The sequence below is a fragment of the Salinisphaera aquimarina genome, from assembly GCF_042643355.1.
In the GTDB taxonomy this organism is placed as follows: domain Bacteria; phylum Pseudomonadota; class Gammaproteobacteria; order Nevskiales; family Salinisphaeraceae; genus Salinisphaera; species Salinisphaera aquimarina.
In genome coordinates, this window is sequence record NZ_JBHRSS010000003.1 from 411,913 (window position 1) to 434,471 (window position 22,559).

Below are 22,559 nucleotides of genomic sequence, written 5' to 3' on the forward strand. Positions count from 1 at the left end.
ACGGTCTATCCCATCAGATTCGGGATGAACAGCGAGATAGACGGAAAGCTGAACAGTAGCACCATGACCACGGCCTCGGCGCACAGAAACCAGAGCGTACCGCGTACCACCGTATCGAACGGTACCGCATCGCCCACCGCCGCCGAGGTCACGAACAGATTGAGCCCGATCGGCGGCGTTAGCAGCCCGATCTCGATAAACTTGACCACGATCACACCGAACCAGATTTCGTCCACGCCCAGGCTGTGCATGACCGGCGCCAGGATCGGCAGCGTCACCAGCATCAACCCGATCGGGTCCAGGAACATGCCCAGCACCAGATAGAACGCCGAGGTCAGCAGGAAGAACACCAGCATGTTGACCGAGTATTCGTTGACCAGCATGCCGATCTGCATGGGAATCTGGCTCAGGGTCAGGAAACGGCTGAACAGCACCGCCCCGATCGCGATCAGGAAGATCGCCGCGGTCGTGCGCACGGTCTCCACCACCGCGACCCGCATCATCGACCAGGAAAACGAGCGATCCAGAATCGAGGCCAGCACCGCCACGCAGGCGCCGAACGCACCGGCCTCGGTCGCCGTGATGGTGCCGGAATACAGCCCGCCGACCACGCCCGCCACGATCAACGGCAGCGGCCAGGCACGCAACAGCAACAGCCACTTTTCGCGGCGCGGGGTGCGTTCATTCGTGCGCGGTGCGAGGCCCGGATTGAGCTTGACGCGGATGATGATCAGGCCGGTATAGGCGACCATCGTCAGCAGCCCCGGCAACAGCCCGGCCAGCAGCAGCCGGCTCACCGAGGCTTCCATGAATACGGCGTATAGGATGAACGGGATCGACGGCGGAATCAGCGCGCCAAGGGTGCCGGAGGCCGCGACCACGCCAGTCGCCAGGCCCTTGTCGTAGCCCGCGCGCAGCATTTCCGGCACCGCCAGTCGCGACATCGCCCCGGCCATCGCCACGCTGGAACCCGAGGCCGCTGCAAAGCCGGCGCTGGCCAGGTTGGTGGCGATCGCCAGCCCGCCCGGCAGGAACGACAACCACGCTCGGGCGGCCCGGAACAGCTGCGCGGTCAGTCCGGAATGAAACGCGATCGCGCCCATGAGAATGAACATGGGTATCGCGGTCAGCGACCAGTGGGCGACGAAATCGAAGGTCGCCGCGCCCAGCGACGACAGCGTCGCCGTGAGCCCGCGCAGCAAAAAGATACCGACCGACGCGCTCGCACCCAGCGCCACGCCGATGGGCACACGGATTGCAATCAAAAACAGCAGCAGGCCGACGCAGGACAGCCCGATCGTGACCGGACTCATTTAACCGCCTCATCGTCATCGACGACGAAGTCCGAAACCGCATCGCGGGTATCGGCGCCGGCCAGCATGCGCGCCAGACGCCAGGATGCCGCGCACAGCGCGAGCACCAGACCGACCACCGCGACCCAGCGCGTCGGCCAGACCGTGAGATGGGCGAATACCGCATCCACCGCTTCGTGCTGATGGGTCTTCTGCAGGGCCGTGCGCGCCAGTCCCCAGGCAAAGAAGGCGAAGAAAACCACGGTGATCAGTTCAGCCAGCAGGTCGGTGACCCGCTGCAACGGCCGCGAAAACAGATTCGCGATCACATCGACGCGGATATGCGCGTTCTGCCAGGCGGCCACGAAAATACCCAGAAACACCGCGGCCACCATATAGAAATAACTCACGATCTCGATCGTGCCGGAGGCAGGCGCACGAAACCCGACCCGCAGCACCACTTCCGTGGTGACGTGCAGCATCATCAGCACGATCGCGATGCTGGCAATCAATCCCGCCAGGCGGGCCAGCAATGACAATAGCGCAGACATCAGGCCCGCACCTCATCGAGGGTCTCGTCGATGGCCAGCACCACCTTGCCGATCGCCCGGCGTGCCACCAGATGATCGAGCGCGGCGACGATCTCTTCGAGCGGGCGGCGATGGCCGATCGTCGGCCGCAATTGGCCGGCCGCCACGGCCTCGAACAATGTCGCCATGCTCTGCTTGAGACGCGGCGCGAATTCGACGCTGCGATCGTGCACGCCCCAGCCGAAATATTCGCTGAAGTTCAGCCCCAGCAGACTGATGTTCTTGACCAGAAGAATATTGGCCGGCACCTGCGGAATCGTGCCGCTGGCAAAACCCGCGACCACGATCCGGGCCTCCACCGCGGCGGCGCGCAGCGATTCATTGAGTACATCGCCGCCGACCGGGTCGAACACGACATCGACGCCGCGACCGCCGGTCAGGCGTTTCACTTCGTCGCGAAAGCCGCCCTGGGCATAGTTGACCGTGTGAGCCGCACCGGCTTCGCGGGCGGCATCGCATTTGGCATCGGTGCTGGCGGTGGCGATGACGGTCGCACCGGTCATGGCCCCGATCTGGACCGCGGCCATGCCGATCGCACCGGCCGCGCCGTGCACCAGCAGGGTCTCGCCGACCTGCAGGGCCGCACGCGTGATCACACCCGCATAGGCAGTGCCGTAGGACAACGGCACGTTGACGGCATCATCGAGCGCCAGCGCGGCGGGCACCTTGTAGATCGTGGCCGTGTCGGCGATCACGTGATCGGCATAACCGCCTTCGCGCACGATGGCGACGACCCGCTCACCCACCGCGAACTCATCGACATCGTCGGCGACGGCATCGATCACGCCCGCCACTTCGCTGCCGGGCACGAACGGCGGCGTGGACTTGCGCTGATAGCTGCCGCCGACCATCAACGTGATCGCGAACGACACGCTGGCGTAGGCTGCGCGAATCCGCACCTGGCCCGGCCCGGGCGTGGGCATGGGCCGTTCGCCGATCACCAGATCGCGATAGGAACCCAGCGCTTCACAAACAACGGCACGCATCGATCAGTTCTCCCGGGGGTCGTGCAGGCAAACGCGCGCGGCCAGCAGCGCGTCGATTTCGGATTCGTTGTAACCGGCTTCGGCCAGCACCTCGCGGGTGTGGCCGCCCAGCGGCGGATCGGGACGCTGCTGGTCGGGCGTCATGCCGATACCCGGCAGGCCCGCGAGGGGCAGAACGCCCAGCGCGGGCGTATCGACTTCGGTGAACACGCCCATGTCGCGAACCTGTTCGTCGGCCACCAGATCGGCGTATTCGTTGACCGGCCCGCACAGCACGCCGACCGCATTGAACTGCTCGACCCAGTCGTCGCGATCGCGCTCACGGAACTCGACGGCCATTGCCGCATGCAGGGCATCGATATTCTCGATACGCGCGTTGTTGGTGGCAAAGCGCGGGTCGTCGGCCCACTCGGGATGCCCGACCACGTCGCAGAGCTTGGCGAACATGGCATTGCGCAGACAGGTGACCGACATCATGCCGCTGCGGGTGGCAAAGAAACCCGACGGCGCCGTGGTGGGGGTTCCGGCCTGGCCGTCACGCATCAGATTCTGCAGCAGCGCGGTCATCTGGAATGCGGTCGCGGCCTGAATCAGGGATATCTGCAGATGCCGACCCTGCCCGCTCGCGCGCTGTTCAAAGAGCGCGCCGGCCATGGCGAAGCCCGCGTACAGGCCGGTGACCATATCCACTGCGAGCATGCCCACGCGCCGCGGCGTGCCGCTGGCGTCGCGGTTCATCGACGCCATGCCGCTCACCGCCTGGATGATCGAATCCGAACCGGGTCGTCTTGCATGCGGACCGTTCTGGCCGTAACCGGAAATCGAGACCACGATAATCCCGGGGCGCTCGGCGGCGAGGCGTTCATAGCCGAGGCCGAGCTTGGCCAGCACGCCGGGACGGAAACTTTCCACAATGACATCGGCCTCCTCGGCGAGCCGATGCAGTACCGCCTTGCCCTCGTCGCTGCGCGCGTCCACACAGATCGCACGCTTGCCCCAGTTCGCCGGCAGGCTCATCGAACTGCTGCCGTTACGGGCTTCGCCCATCAGCCGGCCCCAGTCGCCCTCGGGCGGCTCGACCTTGATCACGTCGGCGCCCATGGCCGCGAGCATGCCGGCAGCATAGGGCCCGGCCAGACCCTGGGCCAGATCGAGCACGCGAACGCCGCGATACGGCTGCAATGCGTTATCGGTCATTGAAATTCATCCCGAACGAAAAGACCGGGCCCGGCGACAGCCACGTATCGCCGGACCCTGGAGCCGCTAGCTGGCGTCGGCCAGCAGGTGGGTCTTGAGCAGCTCGTAGTACTGCTGCTCACTGAGGTTCTTGCCCTCGATGAGCGGTTTCCACTTGGCCAGATTCTTCTGGAACGCCTGCACGATGGCCTCGGCGTTGTCGACTCCGCGCGAACTCGCCGTCTTGGCCGCCTGTGCGATCTGCGACTTCATGAACGCATCGCGCTGCTCGACCAGCGCCGGTGACGCGTCGACGAAATTCATGCCGTTCTTGTTCGCGGTGACCCGGGCTTCCTTCTCCTCGGCGGTGTAGGAATACACCGTCGACGCGAGCGCCTGCAAGGCGGCGTCCTGCATGATCGCCTGGGTCTTGGCATCCAGACCTTCCCAGACATCCTGCGAGATGTTGAACAGCGAGCCGCCCTGGAAGCCGCCCATCGGCAACGTCGCCACGCTATGGGCCACTTCGCCCAGCGACAGCGACTTGAGCCAGCTGACCGCGCCGATCACGCAGTCGACCTGGCCGCGCTCCATCGCCTCGTAGGATTCATTGTTGGGGATATTGATCGGCACGCCGCCGATCTGGGTCACCCAGCGGCCAACCTCCGCGCCCGGGGCGCGCATGCGCAGACCCTTGGGGTCGAAGCCGTCGGTCATCGGCTGCTTGCACATCGCCTGATACGGCGGGGTCGAATAAGTCGCCAGAAAATGGACGTTATAGCTCTTGTACTCATCCATGCACTGCGGGCAGTCGTTGAGGATGGTATCGGTGACCGCGGCGGCGGTGACCGCGTTATCGCTGTTGAAGAACGACAGATCCGAAAGCACCGTATTCACCGGCAGCGAGGTCGGGAAATACACCGACACGATGAAACCGGCATCGATGAGCTGATCGTTGATCGCCGACAGCATGGTTTTGGCGGAGGCGGCGGCCTCGGACGGGTAGAAGGCAAACTCGACCTTGCCGTCGGTCTTTTTTTCCACGATATCGATGAACTTGACGATGCCGTCCTGGCTGGTCGGGTGCGTCGGCGGCAGATAGGTCGCGTAGGTCAGCTGGCGCGCCTCGACGCCCGTGCTCAGAGTCACCCCTGCCGCCACCAGTGCGAAAGACAGGGCCCGCAACGGTCCCTTCACTCGGAATTTCAAGCTCATCGAATCTCCCTCCGGTTATGTTTTTTCTGACGTGTTGTAAGCGCCTCGTGTGGGCACCGATCTAAGCACGTCGCTCAAAACCGGTCAACGGTATTCTGTATACAACAATAACAGCCGTACGATATCCAACGCCGTGGCGACACGCCGCCATTCGATCGAATGCATCAGGCATCGGCGCTTGTGCGACCCGTCTGACGAAACCTTGGGCGTGATCCTAAAGCCCGATACGCTGCCCAATACGGCATGCGCACGGTGATTCCGCGCCATCAGGCTGGCATGCCATCGGCGCAAGACGCGCGCGTCGCTGATCAGCCGGCGACGGTACGGGCAGCGACTGGGGTTCTGGCGGGACAGGAGTACGCGGGCGACGCCACGCGATGCCATACGACTATTGGCTTGCGGCGGCAAAGCCGGTCGGACGCTGCTTCGGCGACTGTTGCGCCGGCAGATCGCTTCGCCGGGCTCGTTTTCTTAACAGAAAAAGCCCCTGGCTAAAGAGGCGCAGATGTATCCGCGCGCTGCGAGGACGCTCGCGATGGCTCACACGTCCGGATACATCTCGAACGCGTTGAGCGTGTACGCCACCAGGGCGTAATAGCCCATGATGCCGACGGCTTCGACGAACGCGGTCTCGCCGAGCGTCTGCCGGGCCTGATCGCGCACCGCGTCGTCGAGGCGGTTGTGCGCCAGCAGTTGGGCCGCCATCCGATATAGCGTGAGCAGCCTTCCATCGGCGAAACCCGGATCGCGACGCTCGCGAACCGCGTCGACCGCCGCCGCGTCAAGCCCGGCGGCGCGCGCGATCGGCTCGTGAAAATACTGTTCCGCGGCGCAGTCGTGATGGGCCGCCACACACAGGATCAGCAGCTCCGATTCAGCCGCCGATAACGAAGACTGGTAGCGGCAGAATTCGCCCAGGCGCTGCGCTCTGTCGGCGAGCACCGGGCTATGCAGCCAGGCCAGGAACGGCCCGTCCGCACTCTTGCGGCTGCGCAATACCTGCGCCAGCACGTCTTTCTGCTCAGGGGTGAGGTCGGCTTCCTGCGGCAACGGCAGTTTCGATTTCATGGCGGATCACTCGCGACAGGGCGCAGCACCATGCCGCGCGTCGCAGGCATTCTATCCGCTGCCGGCCTCCGGATGCCGAGCCCCGACGCAGAGGCCGTCGCTGCCGTACTACTAGCGAATGATCAGCAGCGGCAGCTTGGCATGCCGGATCATGTCGGTGGTCGTGCTGCCGACCAGCAGCTGACGGATACGCGAATGGCCGTAGGCGCCCATGACCAGCATATCGATCGCGTTGCGCTGCTTGTAGTCGCGCAGAGTAGCCTCGACCTCGCCGCCGAGAATCTCGCTGTGCACCGAGGCGCAGCTGCCCTGCAACTGTTCGGCGGCGCGATCGAGGTCCTTGCGCCGCTGCTCGCTCGGGTCGCCGACATACACCAGATGGCATTCGACGCCGGCAAACAGCGTGCTCGCCACCACCCGCTCGATCATGCGCTGGCCGGTGGCGCTGCCGTCGAACGAGATCAGGATCCGCTCGGGAGCGGTGAAATTCTGCGGCGTGATGAGAATCGGGCAGGCCAGTGAGCGAATCACGCGCTCGAGGTTCGAGCCGAGATGACCGTGGGCGGTCTCGCCGCTCTCGCCGCGCTTGCCGAGCACCAGCAGGCGAATGCTGTCCTGCATGTCGGTCAGTGTCTCGACCAGTTCGCCGTTGCGCTGGCGACTTTCCGGCGCATCCACGCCGTCGGCACGGGCACGTTCGCACGCGGCGTCCAGCATCAGGCGGCCTTCCTCGCGGGCGACGCGGGCGCGTTTCTCGTCGAGTTCGGCCAACTCGGCCAGCAGATGCTCGCGCGCGCCCAGACCGATCTGGCCGGTCGTGTCGGTGGCCGCCGCGGGCCGTGCGTTGCGATCGATCGCGTGCACGAAGGTCAGCGGCGCCTGCAGCGTGCGGCTGGCCCAGGCCGCGGCGTCGCACACGGAGGTGGAAAAATGCGACCCGTCGATACAGGCGGTGATATGGCGCTCGGTCATGGTCTCTCCTTCTCGCGGTCCCGATGGCTGTTGTTGTACCCGGGGCGAATAATGCTCAGTGTCCGCCGATCAGTTTTTCTGCATCGGGCTTGTCGTGCACGGCAATCTGATCGACCAGTGTCGCACTGGCTTCGTTGAGACCGATGACCTCGACGTGTGCGCCTTCGCGGCGGAACTTGATCACCACCTTGTCGAGGGCGCCCACCGCGGTGATATCCCAGAAATGCGCGCGGCGCAGATCGATGCGCACGGCGTCGATCGCTTCCTTGAAATCGAAGCCGGCCACGAACTGATCGGCCGAAGTGAAGAACACCTGCCCGACGACCTCATATTCGCGACAACCGTCGGCGTCCAGCGTGCTGTCGATCACCAGCAGACGTCCGACCTTGTTGGCGAAGAACAGTGCCGACAACAGCACGCCCACGAGCACGCCGATGGCCAGATTGTGAGTCGCCACCACCACGACCACCGTGGCCAGCATGACGATATTCGTGCTCAGCGGGTGCTTGCGCATGTCGCGCAACGATTCCCAGTTGAAGGTGCCGATCGAGACCATGATCATCACCGCCACCAGCGCGGCCATGGGAATACGGGCAACCCAGTCGGAGGCGAACACCACCATGATCAACAGCACCACGCCGGCGCACAGGGTCGACAGGCGGGTACGCCCACCGGACTTCACGTTGATCACGGTCTGGCCGATCATGCCGCAACCGGCCATGCCGCCGAGCAGGCCGGTGCCGATGTTGGCCAGGCCCTGGCCCTTGCACTCGCGGTTCTTGTCGCTGGGCGTGTCGGTCAGATCATCGACGATCGTCGCCGTCATCATCGATTCCATCAGCCCGACCAGGGTCAGCATGATGGCGTAGGGCAGCACGATCCACAGCGTCTCCAGGTTCAACGGCACGTCCGGCCACAGGAACACCGGCAGCGAATCGGGCAGTGCACCCATGTCGCCGACCGTATGGATGCTCATGCCGGTGGCCATGTAAATGCCCGTCATCACCACGATACAGATCAGCGGCGACGGCAGCATGCGGCCGATCACCGGCACATAGGGGAACAGATAGATGATCGCCAGCCCGCCCGCGGTCATGGCATAGACCGGCCAGGTGACATCGGTGAGTTCGGGCAGTTGGGCCATGAAGATCAGAATCGCCAGCGCGTTGACGAAACCGGTGACCACCGAACGCGACACGAAGCGCATCAGTGAACCCAGGCGCAGATAGCCGGCCAGGATCTGCAGCACACCGGTGAGCAGGGTAGCGGCGAACAGGTATTGCAGCCCGTGCTCGGCGACCAGCGTGGTCAGAAGCAGCGCCATCGCGCCGGTGGCCGCCGAGATCATGGCCGGGCGGCCACCGGCAAAGGCGGTGATCACGCAGATGGAAAACGAGGCATAAAGACCGACTTTCGGATCCACCCCGGCGATGATCGAGAACGCGATGGCCTCCGGAATCAGGGCCAGGGCGACCACCGTGCCGGCGAGCACATCGGCTCTTATATTGGAGAACCAGGTCTGTCGTATCTGTTGAAGCATGCGTCGTTGGGTCTGTCGGTAAGCAGGGAGAGCGCGCCACGACTGCGATACGCCGGCGCGCACACGGCAGGCGGTGACGCCCGCGCAAGGGAAAGGATCGACGGACGTTGCCGCAATGGCTCAAAGGCCCCGGGCATCGCGTGTGTTCGATTCGAAATGGCGCTCGGCAAGCCGCAGCGCGGCGCAGAAGGCCGCGAATGCTAACAGATCGATTCAGCCGATGCGTCAGCCATCGCAATAATCGCGTCGCATACGCGCCTCCGCCGAGCCCCGAAACGCACAAGCCTTGCGCCAGCGTTCGGTCCCGTTTCCGACATCGGGCTTCGATCGATCACGGCCGCGGACGCTATCGACCCCAGGTTGGAAACGATTACGATTTTAGTTATTGATTATAACTTGTTTGTGTGGAACGATCCTCTCCTAACCCAAATGGAGCGACACCGATGAGTGAATACAACAAGACCTGGGAAACCGTCATCGTCACGCTGGAGGACGGCATCGCCTGGGTGACGCTCAACCGGCCCGACAAGCGCAACGCCATGAATCCGACGCTCAACAAGGAGATGATCGACGTTCTGGAAACGCTCGAGCTGGATCCCGAGGCGCAGGTTCTGGTGCTGCGCGGTGCGGGCTCCGCGTGGACCGCGGGCATGGATCTCAAGGAATATTTCCGCGAAATCGATGCCCAGCCGGAGATCGTCGAGGAGCGCATTCGCCGCGACTGCTCGCAGTGGCAGTGGCGCCTGCTGCGCTTCTACACCAAGCCCACCATCGCCATGGTCAACGGCTGGTGTTTCGGCGGCGCGTTCTCGCCGCTGGTGGCCTGCGACCTGGCGCTTTGCGCGGATGAAGCGGTGTTCGGGCTGTCGGAAATCAACTGGGGCATTCCACCCGGCAACCTGGTGAGCAAGTCGCTGGCCGACACCATCGGTCATCGTGAAGCGCTGTACTACATCATGACCGGCGAGACCTTCGACGGCCCGCGCGCCGCCGAGATGGGGCTGGTCAATGCCAGCGTGCCGCTGGCCGAACTCGAGGACCGCGTGCGGACCCTGGCGAAGACCCTGCTCGAGAAGAACCCGGTCACGCTGCGCGTGGCCAAGCACGGCTTCAAGCGCTGCCGCGAGCTGACCTGGGAACAGAGCGAGGATTATCTGTATGCCAAGATCGATCAGGCCTTCCATCGCGACCCGGAAGACGGCCGCGCGCAGGGCCTGAAGCAGTTCCTGGACGACAAATCGATCAAGCCGGGGCTGCAGACCTACAAGCGGGGCGACTAAGCCGGACGACCACAGCCGACAGCGAGGAGATTTCGATGCGCGCTATTCGCTACCGCCCCGTCGCACTCGGCCAGTCGCCCTGCGAGATCGCCTGGCGCGACACGGGCGAGGCGCTGATCACGCCGCAGCATGAACTGGACGCCTACCCGCAGCGGTTGCTCGACCGGCTGATTGACGGCGCGGCCGAGCATCCCGAAAGGACGCTGATCGCCGAGCGTGGCCGCGATGGCCAGTGGATTGAAGTCTCCTATACGGACATGCTCGCGCGCGTGCGATCCATCGCCCAGGCGTTGCATGCGCGCGGTCTGTCGGCCGAGCGGCCGATCGTGATTCTGTCGGGCAACAGCATTGCCCATCTCGCGCTCGCCTTCGGCGCGATGTGGGCCGGCATTCCCCATTGCCCGCTGTCACCGGCAGCGTCGCTGCGCTCGCGGGATTGCGGCAAGGTCCGGCATGCGATGGCGTTGCTCACCCCCGGGCTCGTGTTCGCCGATGATCTGGATGCGTTCGCCGCCGCCATCGAGGCCACCGTACCTGCAGACGTCGAAATCGTCGGCATCAGCGGAGCACTCGCGAACCGGGAAGCGACAGCGTTCGAGCAGTTGCAGAGCACGCCGGCCAGCGCCGACATCGATGCCGTGCATGCGGCCACCGGGCCGGACACGATCGCGAAGTTTCTGTTCACGTCCGGGTCCACTAGCCTGCCCAAAGCGGTCACCACGACCCAGCGCATGCTCTGCGCGAACCAGCAGATGCTGGTGCAGACGTTTCCGTTTCTTGCCGAGGAACCGCCGGTACTGGTCGACTGGCTGCCGTGGAATCATACCTTCGGCGGCAGTCATAACGTCGGCATCGCGCTCTACAACGGCGGCAGTCTGTATATCGACGCCGGCCGACCCACCCCCGAGTTGTTCGCAGAGACAGTGCGCAATCTCAAGGATATCTCGCCGACGCTGTACCTGAACGTGCCGCGCGGCTGGGAAGAACTCAGCCACGCGCTGGAACAGGACCCAGCGTTGCGGCACAGCTTCTACAAGCGGCTCAAGCTCCAGTTCTTCGCCGCCGCCGGCCTGTCACAAACAACGTGGGACCGGCTCGACGCGCTCGCCGAAACCGCATGCGGCGAACGGATCCGCGTCATGGCCGGGCTGGGCGCGACCGAAACCGCGCCGTCGTCCATGTTCACCACCGTCCCCGGCATCCGTTCCGGCGCGGTCGGCCTGCCCTGCCCCGGCTGCATCCTCAAGCTGGTGCCGACCGGCGAGGGTTACGAGGCGCGGTTCAGCGGGCCCCACGTCATGCCCGGCTACTGGCGCGACTCCGACAAGACCGCTGCGGTCTTCGACGACGACGGCTTCTATTGCAGCGGCGACGCCATCGATTTCATCGACCCGTCGAATCTGGCCGCAGGCTTCATGTTCGACGGCCGCATCGCCGAGAACTTCAAGCTCTCATCGGGCAGCTTCGTGAATAGTGCGGCCTTGCGCAGCCGTATCCTCGAACGCGGCAAACCCTGGGTGCAGGACGTGGTCATCACCGGCGTCGATCGCGGCGACATCGGCGCACTGGTCATTCCGGATATCGGCGAATGTCGGGAACGCCTCGGCGCCGATCGGACAGCGACACTCGCCGAGCTGCTCGCCGGCGATCGGCTGACCCCGATGTTTGCCGATATCCTCGTCGACGTGAACACGGTCGCGACCGGCAGCGCCAGCCGTATCGCCCGCGCCTGCGTACTCGCCGAACCGCCCGACTTCGATGCCGGCGAGATCACCGACAAGGGGTCGATCAACCAGCGCCGCATGCGCACGACACGCGCGGCCCTGATCGAGCGTCTCTATGCCGGCAAGGCGCCGCATTGCATAACGATCGATGGCTGAGGACAGGCCTGCCCGGACGAATCCACGTAAAGGGCCACGGATTTCGCACGGCTTCATTAAGCACGCCACATGACGCCGGGCCGTGGCAGCTGACCGAAGACGTGCGAGTCGGTCAGCCGCGGAATCGATCCAGCATAGCGAGCAGGTGCTCGCGGTCGCCCGCATCCCAGGCACCCAGAAGCTGGTCTTCCATGGCCGTGACCGCCGAGCGCGCGCGTGTTTCCAGATCGCGCCCTTCGCGGGTCAGCGCCAGTACGATCGAACGGCCGTCATCCGGGTTTCGGGCGCGAGCCAGCAGACCGCTTTTCTTGAGCTTTGCGACCACGGCGACCATGTTCGACGGCGCCACGTCCAGGGCTTCGCTGAGTTGCTTGTGGGTGACCCGCTCGTTGTCGGCCAGCAGCGTCAGGATGGCGAACTCCACCGGCCGCAGCCCGAACGGTTCGCCGATGTGCCGAGAAAAGGCCTGTCGCATCGCGATATCGGCACGTCGTAGCTGGTAACCGACAAGAGGCTTGAGCGAGGCCTGACTCAGGGATGCGTCACCGGTTTTTGCCATCGCTCTACACGCCGCCCTTGTCATGAACCGATCGTGGGCTCGCATGCGACGCCGTGCCTGCGACGCAAGCCGCCGAGTCGACAGTAACCAGCCAGTTGCCGTGGAGCCCGTGAATCTCGCGTAGGCATCTTACACCTGCCGCGAAACACGCTCGGTCGGAGCCACCGGATTCAACGCCGACGCCTCAGCGGCGTCCATCACGCTTCAATAAACGTCCAGGTCGTCCGCCAGTACCACCCGGCCGTGGTAATCGGCCCTCACCTCGTCCAGCGTCGAGCGCTCGTCGGCGCCGTAGAACAGGTTGTGCACCAGCACCAGCAGTTTCGGCTTTGCCGCATTGGCGATGCGGGCGACGTCACTGCTGGTGGTATGCGCGGCGTGGTGATAGTCCTGCCAGAACGGCGGCAGTTTCGACAATCCCTGCTCGCTGATCGCCTCGTGGATCAGGATGTCCGCGCCCTCGGCCTGTTGCGCCACGTCCGGGTCGTAGGTGGTATCGCCCGAGATCACGATGGTTTTGTCGGGAGTGACAATCTTGTAGCCGAAGGCGTGCGCCAACGAGCCGTGCTTGACCGGGAACGCATCGATACGAATGCCCGGCTTGTCGAGAACGGTGCCGCCCGACGAGATTTCCGTCACCTGCGCCTTGTAGCCCTGCTTGTCCTTGATCGGCTGATTGCCGCTGAAACGCGCCTTGAGATCGGGCGCCAGCATCTCGTACACGCCGTCGCTCATCTGCTGGGTACCCGGCGGGCCGTAGACATGCGCGCGTGCCTTGCGTCGCCACCAGTAGGTCGCCAGAAATTCGGGATAATCGAGAATATGGTCGCTGTGCAGATGGGTGAAGAACAGGTAGCGGATCCTGGTGGGATCGAGCGCTGCGATACCCATGTCCTGGTCGGCCTTGATCGCGTTCTGTACCGCACCGCCGCCGAGATCGAAGACATAGGCCTCGCCGTCGTGCACCACAGCGAAACTCTGGCCGGCGCGGTCGGCGTCCGGCACCGGGGTGCCGGTGCCCAGCATCACGACCTGGGTCTGGGCCCAGGCCGGCATGGCGCCGGCGAGCACGAGCAGGCACAGCGCTGCGCGGAACAGATTGATCACTTTCATCTATACCCTCTCAAGAATAAGAATCCGCGCCGCCGCCCGTGTCGTCGGCCGTATATCCAATCCGGGACGCCCGCATCCGCCGGTTAGCACGACCTAGCCGGTCGCAGCCTGCGGCTGTTCCTCCCGGAGCTTGCTGAACAGCCGCTTGGCGTTCTCACCGAGGATATTACGCTTGGCGGTTTCGCTCAGAAACGGCAGGTTCGCGATGCGCGCGGGGGTGTCGAAATCCCAGTGCGGCCAGTCCGAGGAATACAGCAGCTGGGTTTCGGCGTTGAGCGCGGTGAACGTCGACTCGAGCAGCTTCATGTCGGTGGCTTCCAGCGGCTGCGAGGTGTAGTACATCTCGCGCATGTATTCGCTGGGCAGCTTGGTCAGCTGCGGTGCATCGGACTGGCGCATGAGGTATTCATGATCCAGGCGCTGCATCATGAACGGCATCCAGGCCAGCCCCGATTCGATCCAGATCACGTCGAGATTCGGGAAGCGCTCGGGCATTGCGTTCATGACCCAGTTGGTCAGATGGATCATGTTGCAGGTGACGAAGGACAGCGCGTGCACCGAGATGAACCGGTTCATTGCCTGGGCCACGTTGTAGTCGGGCCCGGCGTGGAAACCGAGCGGCAGGCCCAGCCGCTCCAGTTCCTTGTACACCTGCACGTACTGCGGCTCGAACACCGCTTCGTCGCGCTGGCTGGTGACCAGAAAGCCGACCACCTGGGGATGATCGGCATAGCGGCGAATCGTGTCCATGCAGGCATCGGCGTCGGAGAACGGCAGCGCGAGCATGGTCTTGATACGCGGCTCGAAGTGCAGCACGCGCTCGACGAACCACCGGTTGTAGGCCTTGATCAGCTGGGTCTGGATCGTCTTGGACGGATGCAGCCCGATCTCCAGCATCGGCTGGGGGAACACGATCTGCACGTCGAGCCCGAGCGAATCCATGACCCGGCGCACGAGAGTGATATCGCGCGGCGCGCCGTCGTCGGGCACGTCCTCGGCGAGCTCCGCCTGATGCGGAATACGCCCGGCCACGTCCTGCTGGGTCAGGCCCGGCGGATGATTGGATAACGCCACGTTGCCGGCGTTGGGCCAGTTCTTCGACATCGCCTTGCCGTTGTAGCGCAGCACCGGGTCCTCGATGTATTCGAGAATCTCGTCCCAGTTGTCGAGTTCGACGTGATGGGCATCGATATCGGCGATGTAGTAGTCGTCGAGGTGGTAGCGCTTCACGTCGGCACGGGCGTTGGCGAGGATATCGCGCGTGTCGGTACGGGTGGTGATTTCCTGCACGTCCAGCGGCTTCGCCTGGCGTGCGTTTTCCGCGTGGTCGTTCCTGTTCGGGGCATCAGCCATGGGTGTTCTCCTCTCGGCCGCAGTCTTCAGCTGCGGCGCAGTTTTGATTGCCAGAGCGCCAGATCGAAGGTGTTGAGATCCTGCGACTGCATCAGCGCGCTGATCGCGCTCACCGCTTCGGTGGTGGATACGCCGTCGCCGCAGGGCATGAACGCCTCGCCCTGCTCGGTCACGGTGGCGGCATACAGATGCACGGCCACGTTCATCAACGCTTCGACGCGCGCCGGGCTGAGATCATGGGCGGCGCCGTCCAGACCCACGCCCTCGGTGGCGGCCACCAGGCGATCGATCAACGGTTCGACATCGGCCGCGATCGCCCGGCTTTGACGATCGGCGCCGTCAGACATGGATATACACGTCGCCGTCGGCGGTCTCCTCGACCGGCACCGGCCGCAGGCCGATGCTTTTCTTGCCGGCGTGGCGGCCGGTCTTGAGGCTGTATTCGTAGCCGTGCCACGGACAGGCGATATGCATGTCGGATTCGTCGAACTCCGAGCCGCCGAGCTGGCCCGCTTCGTTGAGCTTTTCGCGCACCGCGGGCACGATCAGCCCCTGACAGATCGGCCCGCCCATATGGGCACAGCGATTCTCGTAGGCCACGAGCCGCCCGTCGACGCGAAACACGCCCACGGTCTTGTCACCCGCGTCGACCACCAGCCGGCCGTGCTCGGGGATATCGGCACTCGCGCCGACCCGCCAGGCCTGCTTGTCCGGCGCGGACGTTGCACTTTCACTCATGGATACTGCTCCTCGATGGCGAACGTTCGGCGCTCGAACCACGACGCGCACCCGTTCCTGTTTATCTACGCACCATGACCCCACCGACCAGGCCGGTAAAGAACTTTTTCGGACAGGCGCCTGACCCAATCGCTCAGGTCGACTTTAGTCGCAGGTCGTCCCCTGAGCGGCCGTTTTCAGCAGCTGTTCGCAGAATCGGCGCACGGCCGCGCCGGGCTCGACGTCGGCTTTTCGGATAAGCACCAGCTCGGCGTCGATGGGCGCGAGGTCGGTGATCGGATGACGCTGTAGCTGCGGATCGGCGAGCGCGGTGTTCTCAGCCGCGTTCTCGGCGATCAGGGCCACGCCCAGGCCCTCGCGCACCAGCGCATGCAGAATCGGCACGTCCGAACATTCGGCCACCACCTCCGGCGTCAGGCCCTGCACATAGAACGCATCCAGCAGGCGCTCGAAAGAGCCGAAGCGGCTGTTGCGATGAAGCAGGATCAGCGGCCGTTGAGCGAGCGTGGCCAGATCGACACGCCCGTCCAGCCCGCTGTCACGCGGCGCGAGCGCGACATAGTGCAGCGGCGCCAGCGCCTGGGCCTGCAGTCCCGGCGTTTCGATCGGGCGCGGCACCACCGCGACATCGAGCGTGCGCGAATCCACCATCGCCTGCAGGGTGTGTGGCTCGCCCTGCCAGCAGACGAAGCGCAGGTCGGCGTGATCGGCATTGAGTCGCGCAATCGCACGCGCCACCGGCTCGATGCCGCCGGCAGTGGTGCCCACGCGTATCGGGCCGCTGGTGCCAGCGGCCAGCGCCTGCATCCTGGCGTCGATATCGTCGGCCAGCTGCAGCAGCTCGCAGGCATGGACATAGAGATAACGCCCCTCCTCGCGCAGATGCAGCCGATGATTGATGCGTTCGAAAAGTTCCACGCCCCACTCGGCCTCGAGCTGGCGAATCTGCTTGCTCAACGGCGGCTGGGCCACGTGCAGCGCCTGGGCCGCGGCCGCGATCGTGCCGTGTTCGACGACGGCCTTGAAGTAGCGCAGCGGGCGCAGTTTCACGTCCATGCAAGACTCCCGCGAAGGAACCGGAGCCGGCCGCCGGCATCACTCCGCATCACAACGACAGGCCGGCACCGAACGTCCTAGATCGGGTAATGGCGTTCGCCGGTCTGTAGCGTCATCCAGCGCAGGTCGGTGAATTCGGCGATGCCGGCCTGGCCACCGAAGCGCCCGTAACCGCTGGCCTTGACTCCGCCGAACGGCATCTGGGCCTCGTCGTGGACGGTCGGACCGTTGACATGACAGATGCCGGAACGAATCCGCTTGGCCACCCGCAGGCCGCGCGATCCATCGCCGGAAAACACCGCACCCGAAAGGCCATATTCGGTATCGTTGGCCACGCGCACCGCCTCATCCTCGGTAGGCACACGCATCACCGCGACGACCGGGCCGAACGACTCCTCGTGATAGAGCCGCATCTCGGGGGTTACCCCGTCGACGACCGTGGGCTGCATGATGACGGTGTCGGCGGGCCCGCCCGAGGCAATGGTCGCGCCCTTGTCCCTGGCGTCGGCAATCAGCGCGTTGAGATGCACGCGGGCCGGCTCGCCGATGAGCGTACCCAGCGGGGTGTCGTCGTGCTGCGGATCGCCTGCCTTGAGGCTGGAGGCCTTGTGCGCGAGTTTTTCCACGAACGCATCCGCCACGCTGTCCATGACCACCAGCCGCTCGGTGGACATGCAGATCTGGCCTTGATGAAAGAAGGCGCCGAAGGCCGCCGCGGCGACGGCCGCATCCAGGTCGGCGTCGTCGAGCACCACGAACGGCGCCTTGCCGCCGAGTTCCAGCAGCGCGGGCTTGAGCTGGCGTGCCGCGGTCTCGGCAATGATCCGCCCGACCGAGGTGGAGCCGGTGAAATTCACCCGCCGTACCGCCGGATGCTCGATCAGCGCCTTGACCACCGCCGGTGCATCGTCCGGCGCGTTGGTGACCACGTTGACCACGCCATCCGCCAGGCCAGCCGCGGTCAGCGCTTCGACGATCAGGTGATGCACGGCCGGGCATTGCTCGGAGGCCTTGAGCACCACCGTGTTGCCGCAGGCCAGCGCGGTGGCGAGCGCACGCGTGCCCAGGATCACCGGCGCGTTCCAGGGCGCGATGCCGAGCACAACGCCGCAGGGCACGCGTACCGACATGGCGAGGTTGTCGGGCACCTCGGTCGGGATCACCTGCCCGGTGACCTGGGTCGTGAGCGACGCCGCCTCGCGCAACATGCCGGCGGCGACATGCACGTTGAAGCCGGCCCAGCCGGGGGTGGCACCGGTCTCGGCCACCATGTGGGCGGTGAACTGTTCGGCGCGTGCCTCCAGCTCGTCGGCAGCGGCGAGCAATTGCGCCCGGCGCGCGTGCGGGCCGACGCGCGACCATGCCTCGAACGCGGCATCCGCGGCCTCGACCGCCGCCTGTGCGTCCGCCACGCTCGCCGCGGCCGCCCGGGTAACGACCTCGCCCGACGCCGGATTGCGGCGCTTGAACGTTGCGTTATCGCTTGCGGGCTGCGATTTCCCGCCGATCAGCAGATTGATTTCATGCATGCCTGTCTCCTCGAAGTGCCTGAGGGCGTCCCGCGGATCCTCAATGCCCGCGGCGTGACCTGTTGTTTTATCGCACATGCCTCTTTGGCGGCGCGTGCCCGAGATGAACCCGGCAGAAGTTCGCACAGCGGCCATTGGCGCGCAAGACGTACAATGGCCGTATTCAACACACTGCATCGAACGTCAATGCCCCGTACCCGTGCGTGGCCGTCCTGCCCGACGGTACATCGCTTTCATGCATGTCATCACCGTCGAACGCGCCCCGGTCGGCGGCGATGGACGGCGCGCAGGCGTTGCTACACTCAAGCGACTGACCAGTCCGTCCACCGGATGCGAACACCATGAGCAACCGCCCCGACGACAGCGCCCCGGCCCTGGCCCCCGACCATCGCGATTTCGTCACCGCATTGGCCAGCGGTCTTGAAGTCATCCGCGCCTTCGACGCCGACCACTCGAGCATGACGCTCAGCGAGGTCGCCGCGCGTACCGGAATGAATCGTGCCAAGGCGCGGCGTTTTCTGCTTACCCTGCACGGGCTGGGGTATCTTCGCCGTCACAATCGTCATTTCGAGCTGGCGCCGAAGACGTTGCAGCTGGGCTACGCCTATCTGTCCGCCAATGGTTATCAGTCGGTGATCCGGCAGCATCTGGAGCACGTCACCGAAGTCACCGGCGAGTCCTCGTCGATGGGCGTACTCGATGGCGCGGATGTCATCTACGTCGCCCGCTCGGCCGCGCCGCACCGGCTGATGACGATCGCCTTGTCGATCGGCTCGCGCCTGCCGGCGGTGGCCACATCGATGGGACGCATGCTGCTCGCTTCGATGGACGAGGCCGCGCTGGATGACCTGCTCGACGACACGCCGCTGGTCGCGCATACCCAGAATACGGTGACCGATCCGATCCGCCTGCGCGCCCTGCTCGACGCGACCCGCGAACAGGGTTATTGCATCGTCGACCAGGAACTGGAATCGGGACTGCGCTCGCTTGCAGTACCGGTACGCAGCCGCAACGGCCGGCTGCTGGGCGCGCTCAATGTCAGCACCAACGCGGCCCGGGTGGAGCGGGCGGTGCTCGAAAACGAGTTTCTGCCGCTGCTGCTGGAAGCCAGCCGCCAGATCGAGTCCCAGGTCGACTGACGCACGCGGCCGTGACCGCCCAGCACCGCGTATCGACCCTCCACATCAAGACAACGCCAGCCCTTGCCGGGAGTGTTCCCATGTACGACCTGTTCCTTCGCCAGCCTTTCATGAGTACTGCCGGCGTCGCGGCCTGCGACGCCGGCGCGATCGTGGCGGCCATGTGCCGCTTTGAACTGGCCCTGGCCCGGGTCGAAGAGGAGGCCGGCCATCTGCCGGCGGGCAGCGCCGACGCAATCGCCAGCCACATCCAGGCCGATGCCTTCGATATCTCCGATCTGGCCGCCGGCACCGCGGATGGTGGCAACGTCGCCATCGTCTTCGTCAAACAGGCCAAAGCGCTGCTGCCCCAGCCGCTCAAGCAGGCCCTGCACAAGGGCGCCACCAGTCAGGACGTGGTGGATACCGCGCTCATGCTGGTGCTCAAGCCACGGCTTGCGCATTGCCTGCAACAACTGGGCGACGCCATCGATGGCGGCACGACCTTGATGGATGCGCACGCACGCACGCCGATGATCGGACGCACGCTCACCCAACAGGCCTTGCCGATCACCTTCGGCGCCAAGGTAGCGCAGTGGCTGGCCGGGCTGATGCAGGCCGAGACGCGCCTGGCCGATGTCGTGGCACGCGGGTTGTACGTCCAGTTCGGCGGGCCCGTGGGCACCCATCACGGCCTCGCCGACGACGGCATGACCTTGATGGCCGCACTGGCTGACGAACTCGATCTCGCCTGCCCGCTGCTGCCCTGGCACACCGACCGACAGCCGATCCTGGCATTGCTGGACGCAGTCGGCGCAGTGGCCGTGGCGGCAGAAAAGATCGCCACCGACATCGCCTTCATGGCCCAGACCGAGGTCGGCGAGGCCAGCGAGCCGGCCGCCACCGGCGCCGGCGGTTCGTCGTCAATGCCGCACAAGCAGAACCCGGTCGGCAGCACGCGTATCCGGGCCGCCGCCCGCCAGATTCATGCCGCGGTCGGGCTGGTGCATACCACCGCCGCGCAGGTACACGAGCGCGCCTTTGGCGAGTGGCACGCCGAATGGGCGCCCACGGTCGACGCCGTGCTGTTGCTCGAAGGCGCGCTGGAAACACTGGTGCCGTTGATCACTGATCTGCAGGTCGATCCGCAAGCGATGCGGACGAATCTGGCGCGCACCGGGGGCGCGAATCTGGCCGCTCCCGCGGTAGCACTACTCGCCGAGGTCATGGATCGAGAACACGCCCAGGCTCTGGCCGCCCGGGCCAGCGACAGAGCACGCCGCGACGGGCTCGATTTCGCCGATGCCTTGCTGGATATACCGGAAATCGCCGAGGCGATCGACGGTGCTCACCTGCGTGCCGCCGTCGATCCGGGCGCCTACGTGGGCACGAGCGCCGCCCAGATCGCGCGGATTCATGCGGCGTTGGAACAGAGCTAGCGGTATTCGGCCCACTTCACCCTGCGACAGCGCGGTGCCAACAATCACTGGCTTGATTGACGCTCGGTATCCGCCAGCTTAGTTTATTCGCCCTGCAAACTTAAATCCGTCATGCGAGAAGACATCTCGGGACCAGCGATCCGATGGCGGTCATCGATGGCTTCACGCCTGTGCGCCGTTTGTCGCCAGCGCCAGATCATTCGCCCGAAGAATCGCGATTTGACGCTGATCCGGATGACGTCGGAGCTGATCTTCGCCCGGAGCTGCCATAGACGACGACGTGGTTACAGCCACCCCTGATGTGCCGGACGGCAACCCACTGAATGCACTGCGCGCGTTACAGGCGTGCACCGAAAAACACCACAGCGAGGCCTGAACCATGAGTGAAAACGTCTATCTCTGCCATCCGGCGCGTACCGCGGTCGGCCGTTTCGGCGGCACCCTGGCGAGTGTGCGTCCCGACGACATGCTCGCGCATATCTTCAAGGCGGTGCTGGCGAAAGCCCCGAATATGGATCCGGCGGCCATCGAGGACGTGCTCGTCGGCTGCGCCAATCAGGCCGGCGAGGACAACCGCAACGTGGCACGCATGTCGCTGCTGCTGGCCGGCCTGCCGCAGTCCGTGCCGGGGGCGACCATCAATCGCCTGTGCGGCTCCAGCATGGACGCCGTGGGCACCGCCGCCCGTGCGATCCGCGCCGGCGAGGCCGAACTGATGCTGGCCGGCGGCGTCGAGTCCATGTCGCGCGCGCCCTATGTGCTGTCCAAGGCCACGTCCGCGTTCTCGCGCGGTCAGGTGATGGAAGACACGACCATCGGCTGGCGCTTCATCAATCCGCTGCTGAAGAAACAGTACGGCGTGGATTCCATGCCCAACACCGGCGAGAACGTCGCCGAGCAGTTCAAGGTGTCGCGACAGGACCAGGACGCCTTCGCCTATCGTTCGCAGCAGAAAGCCGAGGCCGCGCGCGTCGCCGGGCGGCTGGCCGAGGAAATCACCCCGATCGAGATTCCACGCCGCAAGCAGGATCCGCTGGTGTTCGATACCGACGAGCATCCGCGGGCCGAATCCACCCTGGAACAACTGGCCAGGCTGCCGACCCCGTTCCGCGACAACGGCAGCGTGACCGCGGGTAACGCCTCCGGCGTCAACGACGGCGCCGGCGCGCTGATCGTGGCCGGCGAAAAAGCGATCAAGGACTTCGATCTCACGCCCATGGCCCGTATCCACGGCATGGCCACCGCCGGGGTCGAGCCGCGCATCATGGGCATGGGCCCGCTGCACGCCTCGCGCAAGCTGCTGGATCGCCTGCATCTGAGCATCGACCAGATGGGCGTGATCGAACTCAACGAGGCGTTCGCCAGTCAGTCGCTGGCCTGCATGCGCGAACTGGGCATCGCCGACGACGACCCGCGGGTCAACCCCAACGGCGGCGCCATTGCCATCGGCCATCCGCTGGGCATGTCCGGCGTGCGCATCGTGAGTGCAGCGCTCTACGAGATGCAGCGCACGAACGCGCAGTACGGTCTCGCGACCATGTGCATCGGCGTCGGCCAGGGCATCGCCACCGTGCTCGAACGGGTCTGATTCACCACGAGCCGCGTCCACAGCGTTTGACGCGGCACGCCGCAGCCGGGATGTTCTGTTCCAAAAC

The 22,559-nt window shown here is 65.2% G+C and carries 20 protein-coding genes; 5 read left to right on the top strand and 15 right to left on the bottom strand.

What is annotated here, in order from left to right:
* Window positions 1-5: 5 nt before the first annotated feature.
* The 8 genes from ACFOSU_RS05385 to ACFOSU_RS05420 form a co-directional block, all read right to left on the bottom strand.
* Complete coding sequence (locus tag ACFOSU_RS05385; protein ID WP_380687243.1) at window positions 6-1,313, bottom strand: TRAP transporter large permease; 1,308 nt, start codon at window positions 1,311-1,313, stop codon at window positions 6-8.
* Window positions 1,310-1,843, bottom strand: coding sequence for a TRAP transporter small permease (locus ACFOSU_RS05390; protein WP_380687245.1), 534 nt, complete (start codon window positions 1,841-1,843; stop codon window positions 1,310-1,312). The genes ACFOSU_RS05385 and ACFOSU_RS05390 overlap by 4 nt, the downstream gene beginning before the upstream one ends.
* Window positions 1,843-2,868: an NADPH:quinone oxidoreductase family protein gene (locus ACFOSU_RS05395; RefSeq protein ID WP_380687247.1), complete on the bottom strand. Its 1,026-nt coding sequence runs from the start codon at window positions 2,866-2,868 to the stop codon at window positions 1,843-1,845. Before ACFOSU_RS05395 ends, ACFOSU_RS05390 begins: the two co-directional genes overlap by 1 nt.
* Window positions 2,869-2,871: 3 nt before the next feature.
* Window positions 2,872-4,065 (bottom strand): CaiB/BaiF CoA transferase family protein, encoded by a 1,194-nt coding sequence (locus tag ACFOSU_RS05400; RefSeq protein WP_380687249.1) that lies wholly within the window; start codon window positions 4,063-4,065, stop codon window positions 2,872-2,874.
* Between the two features lie 66 nt (window positions 4,066-4,131).
* Entirely contained in the window at window positions 4,132-5,259 is a 1,128-nt protein-coding gene (locus ACFOSU_RS05405) for a C4-dicarboxylate TRAP transporter substrate-binding protein (RefSeq protein ID WP_380687250.1), read from the bottom strand.
* A gap of 540 nt (window positions 5,260-5,799) precedes the next feature.
* The gene (locus tag ACFOSU_RS05410) at window positions 5,800-6,327 is read right to left on the bottom strand and encodes a carboxymuconolactone decarboxylase family protein (RefSeq protein WP_380687252.1); all 528 of its coding nucleotides are present in this window, start codon (window positions 6,325-6,327) and stop codon (window positions 5,800-5,802) included.
* Between the two features lie 111 nt (window positions 6,328-6,438).
* Entirely contained in the window at window positions 6,439-7,299 is an 861-nt protein-coding gene (locus ACFOSU_RS05415; protein ID WP_380687254.1) for a universal stress protein, read from the bottom strand.
* Window positions 7,300-7,354: 55 nt separating this feature from the next.
* Window positions 7,355-8,839, bottom strand: coding sequence for a SulP family inorganic anion transporter (locus ACFOSU_RS05420; protein ID WP_380687256.1), 1,485 nt, complete (start codon window positions 8,837-8,839; stop codon window positions 7,355-7,357).
* Between the two features lie 443 nt (window positions 8,840-9,282).
* On the opposite strand from ACFOSU_RS05420, the gene ACFOSU_RS05425 reads away from it, so the two are divergent.
* Window positions 9,283-10,119 carry a p-hydroxycinnamoyl CoA hydratase/lyase gene (locus ACFOSU_RS05425; protein ID WP_380687258.1) on the top strand — a complete coding sequence of 279 codons (837 nt, stop codon included), beginning with the start codon at window positions 9,283-9,285 and terminating at the stop codon, window positions 10,117-10,119.
* A gap of 35 nt (window positions 10,120-10,154) precedes the next feature.
* Window positions 10,155-11,999, top strand: a complete 1,845-nt coding sequence (locus ACFOSU_RS05430; RefSeq protein ID WP_380687260.1) for a feruloyl-CoA synthase — start codon at window positions 10,155-10,157, stop codon at window positions 11,997-11,999.
* Between the two features lie 112 nt (window positions 12,000-12,111).
* Here ACFOSU_RS05430 and ACFOSU_RS05435 read toward each other — a convergent pair whose 3' ends face one another.
* From ACFOSU_RS05435 to ACFOSU_RS05465, 7 genes are all read right to left on the bottom strand, one after another.
* A complete protein-coding gene (locus tag ACFOSU_RS05435) occupies window positions 12,112-12,558 on the bottom strand; it encodes a MarR family winged helix-turn-helix transcriptional regulator (RefSeq protein WP_380687261.1) in 447 nt (148 codons plus the stop codon).
* 204 nt (window positions 12,559-12,762) lie between these two features.
* Window positions 12,763-13,671: an MBL fold metallo-hydrolase gene (locus ACFOSU_RS05440; RefSeq protein ID WP_380687263.1), complete on the bottom strand. Its 909-nt coding sequence runs from the start codon at window positions 13,669-13,671 to the stop codon at window positions 12,763-12,765.
* A 93-nt stretch (window positions 13,672-13,764) separates the two neighbouring features.
* Window positions 13,765-15,024 (bottom strand): amidohydrolase family protein, encoded by a 1,260-nt coding sequence (locus tag ACFOSU_RS05445; protein ID WP_380687265.1) that lies wholly within the window; start codon window positions 15,022-15,024, stop codon window positions 13,765-13,767.
* Between the two features lie 26 nt (window positions 15,025-15,050).
* The gene (locus ACFOSU_RS05450; RefSeq protein WP_380687267.1) at window positions 15,051-15,371 is read right to left on the bottom strand and encodes a hypothetical protein; all 321 of its coding nucleotides are present in this window, start codon (window positions 15,369-15,371) and stop codon (window positions 15,051-15,053) included.
* Complete coding sequence (locus ACFOSU_RS05455) at window positions 15,364-15,762, bottom strand: Rieske (2Fe-2S) protein (RefSeq protein WP_380687269.1); 399 nt, start codon at window positions 15,760-15,762, stop codon at window positions 15,364-15,366. Before ACFOSU_RS05455 ends, ACFOSU_RS05450 begins: the two co-directional genes overlap by 8 nt.
* 144 nt (window positions 15,763-15,906) lie before the next feature.
* Window positions 15,907-16,818: a LysR family transcriptional regulator gene (locus tag ACFOSU_RS05460; RefSeq protein WP_380687271.1), complete on the bottom strand. Its 912-nt coding sequence runs from the start codon at window positions 16,816-16,818 to the stop codon at window positions 15,907-15,909.
* A gap of 77 nt (window positions 16,819-16,895) precedes the next feature.
* Entirely contained in the window at window positions 16,896-18,347 is a 1,452-nt protein-coding gene (locus ACFOSU_RS05465) for an aldehyde dehydrogenase (RefSeq protein WP_380687273.1), read from the bottom strand.
* 341 nt (window positions 18,348-18,688) lie between these two features.
* On the opposite strand from ACFOSU_RS05465, the gene ACFOSU_RS05470 reads away from it, so the two are divergent.
* The 3 genes from ACFOSU_RS05470 (at window position 18,689) to pcaF (ending at window position 22,492) form a co-directional block, all read left to right on the top strand.
* A complete protein-coding gene (locus ACFOSU_RS05470) occupies window positions 18,689-19,486 on the top strand; it encodes an IclR family transcriptional regulator domain-containing protein (RefSeq protein ID WP_380687275.1) in 798 nt (265 codons plus the stop codon).
* A gap of 80 nt (window positions 19,487-19,566) precedes the next feature.
* Entirely contained in the window at window positions 19,567-20,904 is a 1,338-nt protein-coding gene (locus ACFOSU_RS05475; RefSeq protein ID WP_380687277.1) for a lyase family protein, read from the top strand.
* A 379-nt stretch (window positions 20,905-21,283) separates the two neighbouring features.
* Complete coding sequence (gene pcaF / locus ACFOSU_RS05480) at window positions 21,284-22,492, top strand: 3-oxoadipyl-CoA thiolase (RefSeq protein ID WP_380687279.1); 1,209 nt, start codon at window positions 21,284-21,286, stop codon at window positions 22,490-22,492.
* The last annotated feature ends 67 nt before the right edge of the window (window positions 22,493-22,559 follow it).